Annotated in this window: 19 protein-coding genes and 2 pseudogenes; 3 read left to right on the top strand and 18 right to left on the bottom strand. The window is 61.8% G+C overall.

Going from position 1 to position 16,368, the window contains the following annotated elements; genetic code table 11:
• Nucleotides 1-100 precede the first annotated feature (100 nt).
• Nucleotides 101-1,324, top strand: coding sequence for a bifunctional 2-C-methyl-D-erythritol 4-phosphate cytidylyltransferase/2-C-methyl-D-erythritol 2,4-cyclodiphosphate synthase (locus tag AC0V8S_RS23245; protein WP_475433591.1), 1,224 nt, complete (start codon nucleotides 101-103; stop codon nucleotides 1,322-1,324).
• The gene (locus AC0V8S_RS23250; protein ID WP_475433593.1) at nucleotides 1,321-1,803 is read left to right on the top strand and encodes a CinA family protein; all 483 of its coding nucleotides are present in this window, start codon (nucleotides 1,321-1,323) and stop codon (nucleotides 1,801-1,803) included. Before AC0V8S_RS23245 ends, AC0V8S_RS23250 begins: the two co-directional genes overlap by 4 nt.
• Nucleotides 1,804-1,936: 133 nt before the next feature.
• On the opposite strand, the gene AC0V8S_RS23255 is transcribed toward AC0V8S_RS23250, so the two are convergent.
• The 12 genes and pseudogenes from AC0V8S_RS23255 to eno all read right to left on the bottom strand — a co-directional run bounded on the left by AC0V8S_RS23255 (nucleotide 1,937) and on the right by eno (nucleotide 12,553).
• Entirely contained in the window at nucleotides 1,937-2,383 is a 447-nt protein-coding gene (locus AC0V8S_RS23255) for a type II toxin-antitoxin system RatA family toxin (protein ID WP_475433595.1), read from the bottom strand.
• Nucleotides 2,384-2,497: 114 nt separating this feature from the next.
• A complete protein-coding gene (gene lipA, locus AC0V8S_RS23260) occupies nucleotides 2,498-3,463 on the bottom strand; it encodes a lipoyl synthase (protein WP_475433597.1) in 966 nt (321 codons plus the stop codon).
• 136 nt (nucleotides 3,464-3,599) lie between these two features.
• Complete coding sequence (locus AC0V8S_RS23265) at nucleotides 3,600-3,857, bottom strand: GlsB/YeaQ/YmgE family stress response membrane protein (protein ID WP_143978087.1); 258 nt, start codon at nucleotides 3,855-3,857, stop codon at nucleotides 3,600-3,602.
• 99 nt (nucleotides 3,858-3,956) lie between these two features.
• Nucleotides 3,957-5,403: pseudogene (lpdA, locus tag AC0V8S_RS23270) on the bottom strand (dihydrolipoyl dehydrogenase).
• A gap of 15 nt (nucleotides 5,404-5,418) precedes the next feature.
• On the bottom strand, nucleotides 5,419-6,057 hold the full coding sequence (locus AC0V8S_RS23275) for an SGNH/GDSL hydrolase family protein (protein ID WP_475433599.1): 639 nt from the start codon (nucleotides 6,055-6,057) through the stop codon (nucleotides 5,419-5,421).
• Nucleotides 6,054-6,476: a hypothetical protein gene (locus AC0V8S_RS23280; protein ID WP_475433600.1), complete on the bottom strand. Its 423-nt coding sequence runs from the start codon at nucleotides 6,474-6,476 to the stop codon at nucleotides 6,054-6,056. The genes AC0V8S_RS23275 and AC0V8S_RS23280 overlap by 4 nt, the downstream gene beginning before the upstream one ends.
• Before the next feature lie 14 nt (nucleotides 6,477-6,490).
• Nucleotides 6,491-7,855, bottom strand: coding sequence for a pyruvate dehydrogenase complex dihydrolipoamide acetyltransferase (locus AC0V8S_RS23285; RefSeq protein WP_475433602.1), 1,365 nt, complete (start codon nucleotides 7,853-7,855; stop codon nucleotides 6,491-6,493).
• Nucleotides 7,856-7,864: 9 nt separating this feature from the next.
• Nucleotides 7,865-8,158 carry a DUF5076 domain-containing protein gene (locus AC0V8S_RS23290; protein ID WP_475433604.1) on the bottom strand — a complete coding sequence of 98 codons (294 nt, stop codon included), beginning with the start codon at nucleotides 8,156-8,158 and terminating at the stop codon, nucleotides 7,865-7,867.
• A 4-nt stretch (nucleotides 8,159-8,162) separates the two neighbouring features.
• On the bottom strand, nucleotides 8,163-9,551 hold the full coding sequence (locus AC0V8S_RS23295) for a pyruvate dehydrogenase complex E1 component subunit beta (protein WP_475433606.1): 1,389 nt from the start codon (nucleotides 9,549-9,551) through the stop codon (nucleotides 8,163-8,165).
• Between the two features lie 15 nt (nucleotides 9,552-9,566).
• On the bottom strand, nucleotides 9,567-10,604 hold the full coding sequence (pdhA, locus tag AC0V8S_RS23300) for a pyruvate dehydrogenase (acetyl-transferring) E1 component subunit alpha (RefSeq protein WP_475433608.1): 1,038 nt from the start codon (nucleotides 10,602-10,604) through the stop codon (nucleotides 9,567-9,569).
• A gap of 193 nt (nucleotides 10,605-10,797) precedes the next feature.
• Nucleotides 10,798-11,121 carry an FtsB family cell division protein gene (locus AC0V8S_RS23305; protein WP_044550389.1) on the bottom strand — a complete coding sequence of 108 codons (324 nt, stop codon included), beginning with the start codon at nucleotides 11,119-11,121 and terminating at the stop codon, nucleotides 10,798-10,800.
• 157 nt (nucleotides 11,122-11,278) lie between these two features.
• Complete coding sequence (eno, locus tag AC0V8S_RS23310) at nucleotides 11,279-12,553, bottom strand: phosphopyruvate hydratase (protein WP_475433611.1); 1,275 nt, start codon at nucleotides 12,551-12,553, stop codon at nucleotides 11,279-11,281.
• Between the two features lie 199 nt (nucleotides 12,554-12,752).
• Between eno and AC0V8S_RS23315 the strand changes: the two genes are divergently transcribed.
• Nucleotides 12,753-12,878: a hypothetical protein gene (locus AC0V8S_RS23315; protein WP_095203323.1), complete on the top strand. Its 126-nt coding sequence runs from the start codon at nucleotides 12,753-12,755 to the stop codon at nucleotides 12,876-12,878.
• A gap of 60 nt (nucleotides 12,879-12,938) precedes the next feature.
• Here the strand turns inward: AC0V8S_RS23315 and AC0V8S_RS23320 are convergent.
• From AC0V8S_RS23320 to AC0V8S_RS23345, 6 genes and pseudogenes are all read right to left on the bottom strand, one after another.
• Nucleotides 12,939-13,303, bottom strand: a pseudogene (locus AC0V8S_RS23320) (PRC-barrel domain-containing protein).
• 83 nt (nucleotides 13,304-13,386) lie between these two features.
• Nucleotides 13,387-13,590, bottom strand: coding sequence for a dodecin family protein (locus AC0V8S_RS23325; protein WP_019858016.1), 204 nt, complete (start codon nucleotides 13,588-13,590; stop codon nucleotides 13,387-13,389).
• Between the two features lie 85 nt (nucleotides 13,591-13,675).
• Entirely contained in the window at nucleotides 13,676-14,536 is an 861-nt protein-coding gene (gene kdsA, locus AC0V8S_RS23330) for a 3-deoxy-8-phosphooctulonate synthase (protein ID WP_475433614.1), read from the bottom strand.
• Entirely contained in the window at nucleotides 14,533-15,420 is an 888-nt protein-coding gene (locus AC0V8S_RS23335; RefSeq protein WP_475433616.1) for a VOC family protein, read from the bottom strand. The genes kdsA and AC0V8S_RS23335 overlap by 4 nt, the downstream gene beginning before the upstream one ends.
• Before the next feature lie 93 nt (nucleotides 15,421-15,513).
• Nucleotides 15,514-15,804, bottom strand: coding sequence for a Dabb family protein (locus AC0V8S_RS23340; RefSeq protein WP_183459048.1), 291 nt, complete (start codon nucleotides 15,802-15,804; stop codon nucleotides 15,514-15,516).
• A 169-nt stretch (nucleotides 15,805-15,973) separates the two neighbouring features.
• Nucleotides 15,974-16,108: a hypothetical protein gene (locus AC0V8S_RS23345; protein WP_257784390.1), complete on the bottom strand. Its 135-nt coding sequence runs from the start codon at nucleotides 16,106-16,108 to the stop codon at nucleotides 15,974-15,976.
• Between the last annotated feature and the right edge of the window lie 260 nt (nucleotides 16,109-16,368).

Raw genomic sequence — 16,368 nt, forward strand, 5'->3', positions numbered from 1 at the left:
CGCCGCGCGTCCTTCAAGATGCTTTGGAGTTCACATTTGACGCACGATCTTTTTGGAAAACCAATTACACTTTTGGGGATCGTGCGCTAAGCCAATCGCCATGACTGACGGAAGTGAAAACGCGAGCGCGACAGGTGGGGTTGCGGTGGTGATCGTCGCCGCCGGCCGCGGCGCTCGTGCCGGACAGGCCAACGGGCCCAAGCAGTACCAGAACATCGGTGGCCGCGCCGTCATTGCGCATACGCTGGAGATGTTTCTGGCCCATCCGCGAACCGGCCGGATTGTCGTCGCCATCCACGCCGACGACCACGAACTGTTCCGGCAGGCGGCGGGCACCCAGGCCCAGCGCGTCACCGCCGTCATTGGCGGGCCGACCAGGCAGGAGTCCGTCCGGCTGGGGCTGCTTGCGCTCAAAGACCACGCGCCGGACCAGGTTCTGATTCACGATGCCGTCCGACCGTTCGTCGACGCGGACTTGATCGACCGCACCATCGCCGCCATCGGCGAGAACGAGGGCGCGTTGCCCGCCCTGCCCGTCGCCGACACACTGAAGCGCGAGTCGGCTGCCGGCGTGGTCGCGGAGACCGTCTCCCGCAGCGGGCTCCACGCGGCGCAAACGCCGCAAGGTTTTCCGTACGGCCCGATCCTTGCCGCACACGACAAGGCGCATCAGCTGGGCAGGCTGGACTTCACCGACGACGCGGCCATTGCCGAATGGGCGCATATTCCGGTCAAACTGGTTCCCGGCTCGCCGGACAATGTCAAACTCACCTGGGCACGGGACATCGCCATGGCGCACCAGCGGCTTTCCAGCGAACGAACACACTTCCCCGACATCCGCACCGGCAACGGCTACGACGTCCACGCCTTCGAACCCGGCGACCATGTCACCTTGTGCGGCGTCGCCATACCGCATGACAAGAAACTATCCGGCCATTCCGATGCCGATGTTGGCCTGCACGCTTTGACCGATGCTCTGCTGGCGACCTGCGGCGCCGGCGATATCGGCACGCATTTTCCGCCGTCCGATCCGCAGTGGAAGGGCGCTGCGTCGCGGATCTTCGTCGAACATGCGGCCAAAGTGGTGCGCGAGCGCGGTGGACGCATCGCCAATGCCGACATTACGCTGATCTGCGAGGCGCCGCGCGTCGGCCCGCACCGCGAGGCGATGACGGCAGCCCTGTCGCAGATGCTGGGGATTTCCGCCGATCGCATCTCGATCAAGGCGACAACCAATGAAAAACTCGGCTTTGTCGGGCGCGAGGAAGGCATTGCGGCGATCGCCACCGCCAGCGTCGTATTTCCGGGCGAGGTGCCGGAATGAGCAACGCCGAGCTCGCAAACGCCCTGCTGCTGGCCTGCCAGCAACGTGGCATCATGCTGGCGACAGCCGAAAGCTGCACCGGCGGCCTGATTATCGCCGCGCTCACCGACATTGCCGGCTCCTCCGCCGTGGTCGACCGCGGCTTCATCACCTATTCCAATGAAGCCAAGATGGAGATGCTCGGCGTTTCTCCCGAAACGCTAGACGCACATGGAGCTGTGTCGCGCGAAACGGTGCTGGAGATGGCGGCCGGCGCGCTGGCGCATTCGCGCGCGAGCCTTTCTCTTGCCGTTACCGGCATTGCCGGTCCAGGCGGAGGTTCAGCTGACAAACCGGTCGGTCTCGTCTGGTTCGGCCTTGCCCTGGCCGGCCAGCCGGTTGTCGCCGAGCGCCAGCTGTTTGGGCACAAGGGCCGCGAATTCATCCGCCACGAGACGGTGAGACACGCGCTGCAGCTTGGCCTGCGCGCGCTTGGATAAAGCATGGATTCACCGCGATAGCGTCATGCCGGCTAGAGTGTTTCACCGTTTCATGGAAACGGCGAAACGCTCTAACTCTTTGTTTTGACGCAATTCCAGGCGGAAAACCGCTCACACTTTTCCTGGAATTGCTCTAAACGCCGTAGATGATGTCGGCACGCTTCTCGAAGGCCTCGGAAAACATGCGGAAGCCGCGGTCGAACATCGTTCCCATCAGCACGCCGAGAATGCGGCTCTTAAACTCGTAGTCGATGAAGAAGTGGACCTCGCAACCGCTGTCGGCCGGGTCGAAGCGCCAGATGTTGCTGAGGTATTTGAACGGTCCGTCGATGTATTTGACGTCGATGGTCTTCTCGTCGGGCTTCAGCAGCACCTGCGTGGTGAAGGTCTCGCGGATCGCCTTATAGCCGATGCTCATGTCAGCCAGCAGAACGGTGCGACCGTCACGCTCCTTGCGCGAGCGCACCGTCAGCGCTTCGCAAAGCGGCAGGAATTGCGGATAGGCCTCGACGTCGGCAACCAGCGCAAACATTTGCTGTGGCGTGTGGGCAACACGGCGGGTGGCTTCGAATTTCGGCATAAAATCGCCTCTAAAGCGCGTCGCGTCGGAACGGATTCATGCGACGCGCTTTAGATTTTTTGTTTTTATGCAAGTCGTTCTCCCAAAACCGAGGTCACTTTTGGGCGACATGCATCAGAGCGACTTCTGGAGCTGTGCTTCCCGCGCCGCGCGCAGCCGGGCGAAATCGTCGCCGGCATGGTGCGATGAGCGCGTAAGCGGGCTCGATGCCACCAGCAGGAAACCCTTGGTCCGGCCAATCGTCTCGAAGGACTTGAACTCTTCGGGGGTGACGAAGCGGATCACCGGATGGTGCTTCTTCGACGGCTGCAGATATTGGCCAATGGTCATGAAGTCGACATTGGCCGAACGCAAATCGTCCATCAGCTGCAGGATTTCATTCCGCTCCTCGCCCAGGCCGACCATGATGCCGGACTTGGTGAAGATCGACGGATCGAGTTCCTTGACCCGCTGCAACAGCCGGATCGAGTGGAAATAGCGGGCGCCCGGGCGGACCTTCAGATAGTTCGACGGCACGGTTTCGAGATTGTGGTTGAAGACGTCGGGCTTGGCCGCCACGACGATCTCCAGCGCGCCATCCTTGCGCAAAAAGTCGGGCGTCAAGATTTCGATCGTCGTCGACGGCGTTGCCGCGCGGATCGCCCGGATGACTTCGGCGAAGTGCTGCGCGCCACCATCGGCGAGATCGTCGCGGTCGACCGAGGTGATGACGACGTGGCTGAGGCCCATCTGCTTGACGGCATGCGCGACGCGCGCCGGCTCATCGGCATCGAGCGCGGTCGGAATGCCGGTGGCGACATTGCAGAAGGCGCAGGCGCGCGTGCAGATCTCGCCCATGATCATGAAGGTGGCGTGCCTCTTTTCCCAGCACTCGCCGATGTTGGGGCAGCCGGCCTCTTCGCAGACGGTCACCAGCTTGTGCGATTTCACGATCTCGCGTGTCTCGGCGTAACCCTTCGAGACCGGCGCCTTGACGCGGATCCAGTCCGGCTTGCGCAGCACCTCCTGGTCGGGCTTGTGCGCCTTCTCGGGGTGCCGCAGCCGCGGCGCGTTGGCGATCGTGTCGAGGACAGTGACCATCTGAACCCTGGCTTTTCTTGCGACCGCCCGTCGGCGATCGTCACGTTTACGTCATCTAGGACTTTTCGTCACAAAGAAAAAGGCTGCAGCGGCGCATGCCGCTACAACCGTTTTCGCATAGCCGGACCCGTATCGACTAGCGGCGCACTAGGCGACCGACCCAGATCAGCAGGCAGGCGCCGATGAAACCGGTGATCAGATAGGCGGTCCAGCCGACGCCGAATGGGCCGAAATTGAGCGCCTGCAGGATGGCGTTCAACACGACCGCACCAACGATGCCCATGATAATGTTCATGAAAATGCCGGTGTTGCTCTTCATGACCATTTCGGCGAGCCAGCCTGCCAGGCCGCCGATGATGATGGCTGCGATCCAACCCACGCCGTTCAAGTGCATATGCCTTCTCCTTGCGCGCGTAAAAATGCATCCGGAAACGAACTGCCTTGCCGTCGAACTCCTGCGGCTTTCGCGGCTGAGTCTCTCGCGGCGAATCTATCATGCGTTCAAGGCGCGGCCATAGGCGTCGAGCACGCTTTCCTTCATCATCTCCGACAGCGTCGGATGCGGGGAAGATGGTGTGCATCAGCTCTTCCTCGGTCGTCTCGAGGTTCATCGCCACGACAAAACCCTGGATCAGTTCGGTCACCTCGGCGCCGACCATATGGGCGCCGAGCAGCTGACCGGTCTTCGTGTCGAAGATGGTCTTGATGAAGCCCTGGTCCTCGCCAAGCGCGATCGCCTTGCCGTTGGCGGCGAACTGGAAGCGGCCGACACGGATATCCTTGCCTTCGGCCTTGGCCTTGGCTTCCGTCAGGCCGACGGAGGCGACCTGCGGGTTGCAATAGGTGCAGCCGGGGATCTTGAGCTTGTCGATGGCGTGTACACCGGGGAAATTCGCGATCTTCTCCACGCATACGACGCCCTCATGCTCGGCCTTGTGGGCAAGCATTGGCGGGCCGGCGACATCGCCGATGGCGTAGATGCCCGGCACATTGGTCTTGCCGTAGCCGTCGACGACGACGCAGCCGCGGTCGGTCTTCACGCCGAGCGCTTCCAGGCCGAGATTCTCGATGTTGCCTTGCACGCCGACGGCGGAGATCATGCGGTCGGCGGTGATCTTCTCGACCTTGCCATCCTTCATCTCGACATGCGCGGTGACCGAGTTCGCACCCTTCTCGACCTTGGTCACCTTGGCTTCGAGAATGATCTTCATGCCTTGCCTCTCGAACTGCTTTTGCGCGAATTTCGAGACTTCGGCATCCTCTACCGGCATCACCGCCGGCAGCAGTTCGACCACCGTCACGTCGGCGCCCATGGTGCGGTAGAAGGAGGCGAATTCGATACCGATGGCGCCCGAACCCATCACCAGCAGCGACTTCGGCATCTCCTTCGGCACCATGGCTTCGAAATAGGTCCAGATCAGCTTGCCGTCCGGCTCGATGCCGGGCAGCGCGCGCGGGCGGGCGCCGGTCGCGAGAATGATGTGCTTGGCGGTGTAGGTGCCCTCGCCCTTGACGCCCTTCGGCACCGGCGGCTGCGGCTCCATCGGCTTCTTGGCTGTCTTGGAGACGACGATTTCGCCGGGCTTCGACAGCTTGGCCTCACCCCAGATGACATCGACCTTGTTCTTCTTCATCAGGAAGGCAACGCCGCCATTGAGCCGTAGCGAAACTTTGCGCGAGCGGTCGACGACGGCCGATGTGTCGACGCTGACCTTGCCGTCGAGCTTCAGCCCGTAATCCTTCAAATGATCCGAATAATGCATGATCTCGGCCGAGCGCAGCAGCGCCTTGGTCGGGATGCAGCCCCAGTTGAGGCAGATGCCGCCGAGATGCTCGCGCTCGACGATCGCCGTCTTGAAGCCGAGCTGGGCGGAACGCACCGCCGTGACGTAGCCGCCGGGGCCGGAGCCGATGATGATGACGTCGTAGTTCTCAGCCACGGATTTTCTCCTTATTCACTGTTCCAGCATGCCGCGCACGACAGGCGCCAAGGCCTTGCCGATGTTGCGCGTATTTTCGGCGTCGAGATGGACACCATCGAGCGGTGTACATCTGGCGACGCTCGCGGCATCAAAAAAGCCGCAGCCCATCTCGTCGGCGGCGGTTTGATAGAAGCCGGCGAGCTTGGGCGACTCGATTGCGCCGGTCCCCAACATTTCGGCGTAGTCCGCCTTGCGGGTCTCCACGATATGCGGCGGCGAAACCAGAATAATCCGGGGGGTGGCACCGCCGAACGGATAGGCGTGCCCCCGCACGATCTCGACGAGGCGCCGCATGCCATAGGACGCAATCACCGCGCTGCCGTGAATCGACGGCTTCATGTCGTTCGAGCCAAGCATGATGACGATCAGATCGATCGGCGAATGCGTGCTCAGGATCGTCGGCAATACCCGCGCGCCGTTTCGGTCCGCGGCCGACAGGAAGTCGTCATAGGCCGTGGTGCGACCACCCAGTCCCTCGGCAATGACGCGGAAGCCCGGTCCGAGCGCTGTCGCCAGCGCGGTTGGCCACTGGTCTTCATAGTCATGTCGACCCAAAGTCTCCGGGTTGTGGCCCCAGGTCAGCGAGTCGCCGTAGCAAAGAACTGTCTTCATGCACCCACACCCATTTGTGCCTTGATCAAACCGCGTCTCACGCGCCAGCGCACGAACAACCATTGCAAAATGATGGTCACCAGGCCCGGCAGACCAAGGCCGGTTACCATTGGAATGTCCTTCTTCACCACCGCGGCGCTGCTATCGCTGTAGAGGATCAGCGCGATCAACAGGACGAGCAACACCACAAACACAATCAGCGTCCACTTGCCCGTCCTGGCCACGGCCGCGACCGGATCATTCATCAACTGCGCCACGAAGAAGACGAAGGTGACGACACACGTCACCAGCACCGAGAACATGAAGACGATGATGTATTCTTCCTCGGCACCGGTAGCGACGGCCAGTTGCTGCGCGACCAGGCCGCCGACAAAACCGGAAAGGATGAAGGCAAAAAGGCTGGTGAAGAATTTCCGCACCGCCTTTTCCTTTCCTAGACCAGCATGCCCATCGGGTTTTCGATCAGCCGCTTGAAGGCGACCAGCAGCTCGGCGCCGAGCGCGCCGTCGACAGCGCGATGGTCGGTCGACAGCGTCACCGACATAACGGTGGCGATTTTGATCTCGCCATTCTTGACCACTGCCCGCTCCTCGCCCGCGCCGACCGCCAGGATCGTCGCATGCGGCGGGTTGATGACAGCGGCAAAATCCTTGATGCCGAACATGCCGAGATTGGAGACGGCCGTGGTGCCGCCCTGATACTCTTCCGGCTTCAGCTTGCGACTGCGGGCACGGCTCGCCAGATCCTTCATCTCGTTGGAGATGGTGGACAGCGTCTTTTCATCCGCCTTACGGATAATCGGCGTGATCAGGCCACCCGGGATCGACACGGCAACGCCGACATCGGCATGCTTGTGCTTGACCATGGCGCTTTCGGTCCATGAAGCATTGGCATCCGGCACCGCCTTCAGCGCCATCGCCATCGCCTTGATGACCATATCGTTGACCGACAGCTTGTAGGCGGGAGCCTCGCCCTTGTCGGTCTTCTTCATCGGGGCGGCGGCATTGATCTGCGTGCGCAGTGCCAAAAGCGCATCGAGTTCGCAGTCGAGCGTCAGGTAGAAATGCGGGATGGTGGATTTTGCTTCGACCAAGCGCCGCGCAATGGTCTTGCGCATATTGTCATGCGGGACGAGCTCGTATGAGCCTTGCTCGAACAGCTTCAGCACCTGATCGTCCGACATCGGCTTCACGGCGGGGGCAGAAGCAGTAGCCGGCGCGCCGGCCGGAGCCTTGGCCGCGGGCGCCGCCTTGGCACCGCCACCGGCAATCGCCGCATCGACGTCGGCCTTCACCACGCGGCCATGCGGGCCGGTGCCGGTCACGGCCGACACATCGACGCCGGCGTCCTTGGCGATGCGGCGTGCGAGCGGCGATGCAAAGGTGCGCTCGCCAGCGGCGTGGCCGTTGGCGACCGGAGCTGGCTCTGCCTTCGGAGCGGCTGGGGCAGCAGGTTCAGCCTTTGGCGCCTCAGCCTTGGGAGCCTCCGCTTTGGCAGCTTCGGCCTTCGCTGGTGCAGCACCGCCACCGCTTTTCGCGGCGGCGCCTGCGTCCTCGCCTTCAGCAGCGAGCACGGCAATCAGCGCATTGACCTTGACACCTTCGGTGCCAGCGGGAACAACGAGCTTGGCGACCGTGCCTTCATCGACGGCTTCAACCTCCATCGTCGCCTTGTCGGTCTCGATCTCGGCGATGACATCGCCCGGCGAAACCTTATCGCCTTCCTTGACCAGCCACTTTGACAAATTGCCCTCTTCCATCGTGGGCGAGAGCGCCGGCATGGTGATGTTGATTGGCATTTTTCCTCCTCAGTTCCGCCCGGTCAGCGAACGGTGCTGGATATTGAACTGCTCCGACATTCTGCCACGATAGCCGTCTTCCAATGCCTGAAGCGTCTCGACTTCAGGGATGCCATCTTGTTCCAGTCTCATCCTGGCTATGTGCATACCGACATCAGCGAGCACCATGCCCCAGTTGTGAGCGTTTGGTCCAAAGAGGTCTTGCATCGTGACGACCGCCTCCGAACCAATCCAGACGCGGAGTATTTCTTCGAATTCGCTATTCTCGACCACCAACGCGGGAACTTCTAGTTCACGCGACATCTCCTTAACCCCGGTATGTAACGGCTTTGACCGCCTCGATCACCTCGCCGACATTCGGCAAAGCCAGCTTTTCGAGGTTTGCCGCATAAGGCATCGGCACGTCCTTGCCGGCAATGGTGATGACCGGCGCGTCGAGGAAATCGAAGGCGCGCTGCGAGACCTGGTTGGCGATATGGTCGCCGACCGAACTCTGCGGGAAGCCTTCTTCGACCACGACCAGCCGGTTGGTCTTCTTGACCGAGGCAATGATGGTGTCGAGGTCGAGCGGGCGGATGGTGCGCAAATCGATGATCTCGGCATCGATGCCCAGACCACGCAGTTCGGCTTCCGCCTTGACCGCATAGGTCATGCCGATGCCGAAGGAGACGATGGTGACGTCCTTGCCCGTCTTATGGATGCGCGCCTTGCCGATCGGCAACACGAAATCATCGAGCTTCGGCACGTCGAAGGACTGGCCATAGAGGATTTCGTTCTCGAGGAAGATGATCGGGTTCGGATCACGGATGGCCGCCTTGAGCAAGCCCTTGGCGTCGGCGGCAGTATACGGCATCACCACCTTCAGGCCAGGAATGTGGCTGTACCAGGCGGCGTAGCACTGCGAGTGCTGGGCGGCGACGCGGGCAGCAGCCCCGTTCGGTCCGCGGAACACGATCGGCGCGCCCATCTGGCCGCCGGACATATAAAGCGTCTTGGCGGCCGAGTTGATGATCTGGTCGATAGCCTGCATGGCGAAGTTGAAGGTCATGAATTCGACGATCGGCTTCAGCCCTGCCATGGCCGCACCGACGCCGACGCCGGCAAAGCCATGCTCGGTGATCGGGGTGTCGACGACGCGACGCGGTCCGAATTCCTGCAGCAGGCCTTGGGTGATCTTGTAGGCGCCCTGGTATTCGGCGACCTCCTCGCCCATGACGAAGACATCGCCGTCGCGGCGCATTTCCTCGGCCATGGCATCGCGCAGCGCTTCGCGCACCGTGGTCGAGACCATTTCCGTGCCGGCAGGGATATCCGGATCGGCGGCGATCTCGGTCTTCGGTGCCGCCGCGACTGGTGCCGCGGCCTCGCTCTTGGCCGCAACTGGTGCCGGTGCAGCCGTTTCAGCCTTGGCAGGCTCTTCGCCAATGCCTTCGCCGGCCTTGTCGGTGTCTTCGCCTTCAACCGCGAGCACGGCGATCACCGCGTTGACCTTGACGCCTTCGGTGCCGGCGGGAACCACGATCTTGGCAAGCGTGCCTTCATCGACGGCTTCGACTTCCATCGTCGCCTTGTCGGTTTCGATCTCGGCGATGACGTCGCCGGCGACGACCTTGTCGCCCTCGTTCTTCAACCACTTGGAAAGATTGCCCTCTTCCATGGTCGGCGAGAGAGCGGGCATGAGAATTTCGATCGGCATGTCCTGGCCCTCCCCTTACAATACGATATCGGTCCAGAGCTCGGACGTATCCGGCTCTGCATCGTTCTGGGCAAACTCGGCGGCGTCGGCGACGATGTCGCGAACCTCCTTGTCGACGGTCTTCAGCTCGTCCTCGGTCGCCCACTTCTTCTCGATCATCCGCGCCTTGACCTGCTCGATCGGATCGTGCTCCGAGCGCATCTTCTGCACTTCTTCCTTAGAGCGGTATTTCGCCGGGTCGGACATCGAGTGGCCGCGGTAGCGATAGGTCTGCATTTCGAGGATCAGCGGGCCGTTGCCGGCGCGGCACCATTCGGTGGCGAGATCGCCTGCCGCCTTGACCGCGCGCACGTCCATGCCATCGACCTGGATGCCGGGAATCTTGAAGGAAGCGCCGCGATGCGAAAAATCCGTCTCGGCGGAAGAGCGCGAGACCGAAGTGCCCATGGCGTAGCGGTTGTTCTCGATGATGTAGATTACCGGCAGCTTCCACAGCGAGGCCATGTTAAAGCTTTCATAGACCTGGCCCTGGTTGGCGGCGCCGTCACCGAAATAGGTCAGCGAAACGTTGTTGTTGTCGCGGTAGCGGTTGGCGAAGGCGAGACCGGTGCCGAGCGACACCTGCGCGCCGACAATGCCGTGGCCGCCATAAAAATGCTTCTCCTTGGAGAACATGTGCATGGAGCCGCCCTTGCCCCGTGACAGGCCGCCACGGCGCCCGGTCAGCTCGGCCATGACGCCGCGTGGCGAAAGCTCCATGGCCAGCATGTGGCCATGGTCGCGATAGGCTGTGATCATCTGGTCGCCGTCGATCAGCGCCATCTTCATGCCGGTGACGACGGCTTCCTGGCCGATATAGAGATGGCAGAAGCCGCCGATGAAACCCATGCCGTAAAGCTGGCCGGCCTTTTCCTCGAAGCGGCGGATGAGCAGCATGTGCCGGTAGGCGGCAAGCTCTTCATCCTTGGTGAATTCAGCGGGCTTAGGGGTCGAAAGCCCTGATTTGCCGTCGGATTTCGATTTGGCAGGCGCTTTTCTGGCTGCGGTGGCCATGCATCACTCCCTGTTGGCGTCTCTTTGCGGACATTAGGGCAAGATGAAATCTGCCCTGGGAAGATCAGCTCTCCCCACCGATTTATGCAAAGCTAACACGCGTCAGAGCGTTGCGCCATGACGAATTTGCATAGCTGGCATGCGCCTAAGCGATTAAAATCATTGAAAATATTGTCGATTAACTGGAATTCAGTTATTTCGACGAGGCCGGCAACATGATGGTGATTTCATCGGCCTGAGACAGATTGAGCGCCCTGCGCGCCTGCTCGTCGAGCATGTCCTTCTCCAGCGTGCCGTCATGCATGAGCCGAACGCGGCGTTCGAGTTCCATCCGACGCGCCTTGATGGCGTCAAGCTGGGCCTGCAGCGCTACTGTCTGGGCTTCCAGCTGATATTTCGAATTGATGCCGAATTCGCCGTGATAGGCGTGGAAGCCGAAATAGGCCAGGAACACCACGCAAAGCGAAGGGATGATCAGCCGGCCGGTGTTTCTCTGCTTGTGCTGACGCGTCCACATGACCGATTCCCCATGGCCGCAAACTCAAACGACCCGGAACCTTTTTCGCCTGATTGTGCTTAACGGACGGTTACGGAGATCCACCCGGCGATCAGCGAAATGAAAAAGGGCGGGAATGATCCCGCCCTCCACAGTATCTAAGTTTAGTGTTTCCCGATCAGCCCTTGATCACCGACTTGCCGGCATAACGCGCCTGCTTGCCGAGCTCTTCCTCGATGCGGATCAGCTGGTTGTACTTGGCCATGCGGTCAGAGCGCGACAGCGAACCGGTCTTGATCTGTCCGCAATTGGTGGCGACCGCGAGATCGGCGATGGTCGAATCCTCGGTTTCGCCCGAGCGGTGAGACAGGACGGCGGTATAGCCGGCCTTGTGCGCGGTCTCGACGGCGTCGAGCGTTTCCGTCAGCGAGCCGATCTGGTTGACCTTGACCAGGATCGAATTGGCAACTCCCATGCGGATGCCGTCGCGCAGGCGCGCCGTGTTGGTGACGAACAGATCGTCGCCGACCAGCTGCGTCTTCTTGCCGATCAGGTCGGTGAGGTACTTCCAGCCTTCCCAGTCGTCCTCGGCCAGGCCGTCCTCGATCGAGATGATCGGATAATCGGCGGCGAGCTTGGCGAGATACTTGGCCTGGGCCTTGGGATCGCGCGTCTTCTTCTCGCCCTCATAGACGTAGTTGCCGTCCTTGAAGAATTCGGTCGCGGCGCAATCGAGGCCGAGCGCGATCTCCTCGCCCGGCTTGAAGCCGGCCTTCTCGATCGATTCCATGATGAAATCGAGCGCCACCGGCGCGCTCTTCAGGTTCGGCGCAAAGCCGCCTTCGTCGCCGACATTGGTGTTGTGGCCGGCATCCTTCAGCTTCTTGCGCAGCGTGTGGAAGATTTCCGAACCCCAGCGCACGCCTTCGCGCAGCGTCGGCGCGCCGACCGGCAGGATCATGAATTCCTGGAAATCGATCGGGTTGTCGGCATGGGCGCCGCCATTGATGATGTTCATCATTGGCACCGGCAAGATGTGCGCCTTGGTGCCGCCGACATAGCGATAGAGCGGCAGGCCGGCGGCATCGGCCGCGGCCTTGGCCACGGCCAGCGAGACGCCGAGGATGGCGTTGGCGCCGAGCCGGCTCTTGTTGGGGGTGCCGTCGAGCTCGATCATGGTCTGGTCGATATGGATCTGGTTTTCGGCCTCCATGCCGCCGATCGCCTCGAACAGCTCGCCATTGACCGCCTCGACGGCCTTGAGCACGCCCTTGCCGAGATAGCGGGCGCCGCCGTCGCGAAGCTCAACGGCTTCGTGGGCACCGGTCGAGGCGCCCGAGGGTACCGCGGCGCGGCCCATAGAACCGTCTTCGAGTACGACGTCGACCTCGACGGTCGGGTTTCCACGGCTGTCCAGGATTTCACGTCCGACAATGTCGATGATGGCGGTCATTGCGATGTCCCCGATTGATCTGACGAAAGGTCGCGCCCGTCTTAGCCAAAGCGACGCAAAAGGCAATCCGGCCATGGCCGAATAGTGCCGCTGGCTCGATCCACGAAGCGCAAATTTCTGTCATCATAAGTCATGCGCCCGGACATCAGTTCCGGGTTATGGCTGGTGTCGCGCGGGGCGAAACAGGAGGAGTTTCGCCATGTCCGAGTGGAGCGGTATCGTGAGTTTGTTCCTGATCGCGGCGGCGTTCCTGACGTCGTGCGACACCAAGCAATCGCCACCGAAGGCTTTCGCGCCTTTGCCGGCGTTGAGCATCAGTGAATAGGCGTTGGCGTTGAATCAGAAGGGCCCCGTCGAAACGAGGCCCTTCTTGATTGCGGTTGCGTCAATGCCAGTAGGGCGTGACCTTGTAATACTCATAGGACGCGTCGCGCGCCGTCTCACCATCCGCGCCGGCCAGTTCGTTGACCGAATAGGCGGCGCCGCCTTCAACTGATCCTTGGAGAAGGGCACGACATAGCCGCCCTTGTCCTCATCATAGTCGAGGCTGGCCCAGGGAACGGCGTGGTACTTCTCGCCGATGCCGAGAAAGCCGCCGAACCCAATGACCGCGAACATGATACCGTTCGACGTCTTGTCGAGCATGATGTCCTCGATACTGCCGATGCTCTTGCCTTCGGTGTTGTAGACCGACGTGCCGATGACTCGCGAAGCGGCGATGGCTTCGGTGTGGCCTGTCTGGGTTGTCATGATCTGCTCCTCGTTGTCGTTGAACTCTGCTTTGACAATGAGGGGCGCGGGCGAAAGTTCCCGACTTTTTCGGCGGCGGCCAATCACTCCGCGAGGATGAAAGTCACCTTCATGTTGACGCGATAGGCAGCGATCTTGCCGTCCTCGACGACGATCTTCTGATCCTGGATCCAGGCGCCTTCTACATTCTTCAGGGTTTTCGCTGCGCGGGCGATTCCCTTTTCGATAGCGTCCTGAAAGCTCTTCTTCGACGACGAGGTGATTTCGGTGACGCGGGCGACGGACATGGCTTCCTCCTGCCAAAACGCTCATTTGCCGACCAAGCGTACAACCGGCCCCTCTGGACCACAAGCACCGGCAGGAAGCGCCGGCTCAGCGGCCCTTGGCGATCCGGTCGAAGGCCATCAGCCTTTCGAGAAGCGCCGGCATATCCTTCAGCGGCAGCATGTTCGGGCCGTCGGAAGAGGTCGAATTGTCGGGATCCTGGTGGGTCTCGATGAAGACGCCGGCGACGCCGACCGCGACGGCCGCGCGGGCCAGGGTCTCGACGAAGCGACGCTCGCCGCCAGACGAACCGCCCTGCCCGCCCGGCTGCTGCACCGAATGCGTGGCGTCGAAGATCACCGGCGCGCCGATCTCGGCCATGACAGGCAGTGCGCGCATATCCGACACCAGCGTGTTGTAACCGAAGGACGCGCCGCGCTCGGTGGTCAAGACGTTTGCGTTGCCGGAGCCGGTGATCTTGGCGACCACGTTCTTCATGTCCCAGGGCGCGAGGAACTGCCCCTTCTTGACATTGATCACCTTGCCTGTTTTCGCGGCCGCGACCAGCATGTCGGTCTGGCGCGACAGGAAGGCCGGGATCTGCAGCACATCGACATGCGGCGCGACGATCGCGCACTGCTCCTCGGTGTGGACATCGGTCAGAACGGGAAGCGAAAATTCCTTGCGCAGTTCGTCGAAGACGGGAAGTGCGGCGTCCATGCCGGCGCCGCGCGTTGCCGACAGCGAGGTGCGGTTGGCCTTGTCGTAGCTCGTCTTGTAGACAAGGCCGATGCCGAGCTTGGCTGTCAGTTCCTTCAGCGCACCGGCCATGTCGAAGGCGTGCTGGCGCGATTCGAACTGGCAAGGGCCGGCGATCAGCGCCAAGGCGGCCTTGTTGTCGAAGACGACATTGCCGACGGTTACCGAAGCGTTGGGCGCCATCGAATTGGATGCTTGCGGCTTGCTCATTGGATCTCCCGGAAGATGAAAGCCGCGCCCTGTCCGGAGGTCGGCCGCACGACAATATCAGTGCCCGCTATATCGTGCTGGATGGCATTGGCTGCAAGCAGGCTCGACGTGGCATCGGCACTGCGGACGGCAAAGACGATCGCCACGAAGCGAAGTTTCGTCGATAACCCGGCCGGAATGCCAAAGCGGGCGGTGAAAGATTTGGGGTCAAGCACGCTCAAGGTAGCATTGGGCAGGAGAAACGCCACGTCCTCACCGTCGGCGGCAGGACCGTTCACCGCCACGGAGATCAGCCTGATCTGTTCGGCAGGCTGGTCGCTGACCGCCACCACCTCGAGGATTCCGCTGGCGCCGTTGGCGTGGGCCTGCAGGGCCGCGCGGTCCACCTTTGGCGCATTGATCCGCTGGCAGGCAAACAGGAACGCATCGGTTGCGCCACTGGCGGCGGCAAAGGCCAGTTTGAATGACGCCACGTCGCTTTTGCCCGCTGTATCCGTGAAAGCGCGTGAAAAACTCAGCGTGTCTCCCGCCGACAGGCCGGCCTCGACATAGCGCGCATGCTCGGCATCGGCATTGCCGGTCGCCAGAACCACAGCCGAAAACCCCTCGTCGCCGCGGCTTTCGCGATAGAGGCGGTCGCGCGTGACGAAAGCGTTGCCCGCGGCGGCCTCGATCGCCGCCTGCTCGCTGCCAATCGCGAGCGGCTCCAGATAGGTGCCGTCGGCGAGGAACACGCAGCAGTTTTCCGTTCCAAAGGGATGGATGCCGGTCGGAGCGACGACGAAGCCAAGCGAGCCGAGCCGAGCTCGCGCGACCTCGAGGCTACCGGTCGGCAGAACGAGATGGTCAAGCGGATGCGTGCCGGTGGTTGATCTGTCGGTCATCGGGCGCGGTTTGCATCATTCCGGAGCGCGGTTCAAGGCCGTTTCCGGTCGGCGACCGCCGGGACTTGTCGAGATCCAGAACCGCGCCCGGGATCAGCTGCCGGCCACGACATCGGCGGAATAGCGCAGTTCGCGCAATGGTTTGACCTTGGCAGTGGTCTGCGCATAGAGCGGATGCGCCTTGTAAGCGGCCAGCGCTGCGTCATCGGCGAACTCGGCGTAGACGACGACATCAACTTCGTCCGACAGCGGGTCGACCTTGGTGTTCAAAGTGACCTCGAAGAGACTGGAATGAGGAATGCTGCCGAGTGCCAAAAGCCCGGTGCGCACGGACTCGACATCCTCCTTGCGCCGCGCGCTGAAGAAAACGATATGCCGGATCAATCCCGCCTCCTCGATCTGAATGTCGGGGTCTTTAGTAACGGCGGTCCCCTCGCGTCAACCGTTCATGGCGTCACGCGTCCTTGCGACGCGCCCCAACGGCGCTAGGCCTCATCTCGCGGCGACAAGCACGTCGGACGACGCGATAGGCTGCTCTCTTCGGGAGGGATATTCAGGCCTTGCCGGTGACGTAACGCACGACGTGGTTGAGCTCCCTGACCGAGATGTCGAGATACCGGCCCTGATTGTAGAGACCGTCCCAGATCAGGAAGAACGCTATTGCCGCAATGACGATTACATAACGCATGGCTAAAGCTATCGCACATGCGCGGCGGCGGCCATAGACGTTTTTGATTTTGGGAGCAGCCACCCGACGCAAGAGGGCAGATGCCAGGCGCCACGTGGCACAGCCCAGCCAACGACCTGCCTCTTGAAGTTTCCCCTCATGACGTGGAAGATTGTGGCAGGCATTCACTGGGAAGCGCTGAAGCTCTGACAAACGGGCGCGCGCTTTCGTTCGAGCCCGCCTGTCGCTGAACCCGTGAGCTGCCGGGACCAGGCGAGGCG

The sequence above is a fragment of the Mesorhizobium oxytropidicola genome (genome assembly GCF_056174625.1).

Bases quoted from the DNA above. Each gene is read 5' to 3' on its own strand.
- AC0V8S_RS23305 (WP_044550389.1), bottom strand. From the start codon at position 11,121: ATGTGGACGCGTCAGCACAAGCAGAGAAACACCGGCCGGCTGATCATC.
- AC0V8S_RS23315 (WP_095203323.1), top strand. From the start codon at position 12,753: ATGTCCGAGTGGAGCGGTATCGTGAGTTTGTTCCTGATCGCGGCGGCG.
- AC0V8S_RS23345 (WP_257784390.1), bottom strand. From the start codon at position 16,108: ATGCGTTATGTAATCGTCATTGCGGCAATAGCGTTCTTCCTGATCTGG.
- pdhA (WP_475433608.1), bottom strand. From the start codon at position 10,604: ATGGCCACCGCAGCCAGAAAAGCGCCTGCCAAATCGAAATCCGACGGC.
- eno (WP_475433611.1), bottom strand. From the start codon at position 12,553: ATGACCGCCATCATCGACATTGTCGGACGTGAAATCCTGGACAGCCGT.
- AC0V8S_RS23285 (WP_475433602.1), bottom strand. From the start codon at position 7,855: ATGCCAATCAACATCACCATGCCGGCGCTCTCGCCCACGATGGAAGAG.
- AC0V8S_RS23250 (WP_475433593.1), top strand. From the start codon at position 1,321: ATGAGCAACGCCGAGCTCGCAAACGCCCTGCTGCTGGCCTGCCAGCAA.
- AC0V8S_RS23335 (WP_475433616.1), bottom strand. From the start codon at position 15,420: ATGACCGACAGATCAACCACCGGCACGCATCCGCTTGACCATCTCGTT.
- AC0V8S_RS23290 (WP_475433604.1), bottom strand. From the start codon at position 8,158: ATGTCGCGTGAACTAGAAGTTCCCGCGTTGGTGGTCGAGAATAGCGAA.
- AC0V8S_RS23265 (WP_143978087.1), bottom strand. From the start codon at position 3,857: ATGCACTTGAACGGCGTGGGTTGGATCGCAGCCATCATCATCGGCGGC.
- AC0V8S_RS23295 (WP_475433606.1), bottom strand. From the start codon at position 9,551: ATGCCGATCGAAATTCTCATGCCCGCTCTCTCGCCGACCATGGAAGAG.
- AC0V8S_RS23255 (WP_475433595.1), bottom strand. From the start codon at position 2,383: ATGCCGAAATTCGAAGCCACCCGCCGTGTTGCCCACACGCCACAGCAA.
- lipA (WP_475433597.1), bottom strand. From the start codon at position 3,463: ATGGTCACTGTCCTCGACACGATCGCCAACGCGCCGCGGCTGCGGCAC.
- AC0V8S_RS23275 (WP_475433599.1), bottom strand. From the start codon at position 6,057: ATGAAGACAGTTCTTTGCTACGGCGACTCGCTGACCTGGGGCCACAAC.
- AC0V8S_RS23245 (WP_475433591.1), top strand. From the start codon at position 101: ATGACTGACGGAAGTGAAAACGCGAGCGCGACAGGTGGGGTTGCGGTG.
- AC0V8S_RS23325 (WP_019858016.1), bottom strand. From the start codon at position 13,590: ATGTCCGTCGCCCGCGTCACCGAAATCACCTCGTCGTCGAAGAAGAGC.
- kdsA (WP_475433614.1), bottom strand. From the start codon at position 14,536: ATGAGCAAGCCGCAAGCATCCAATTCGATGGCGCCCAACGCTTCGGTA.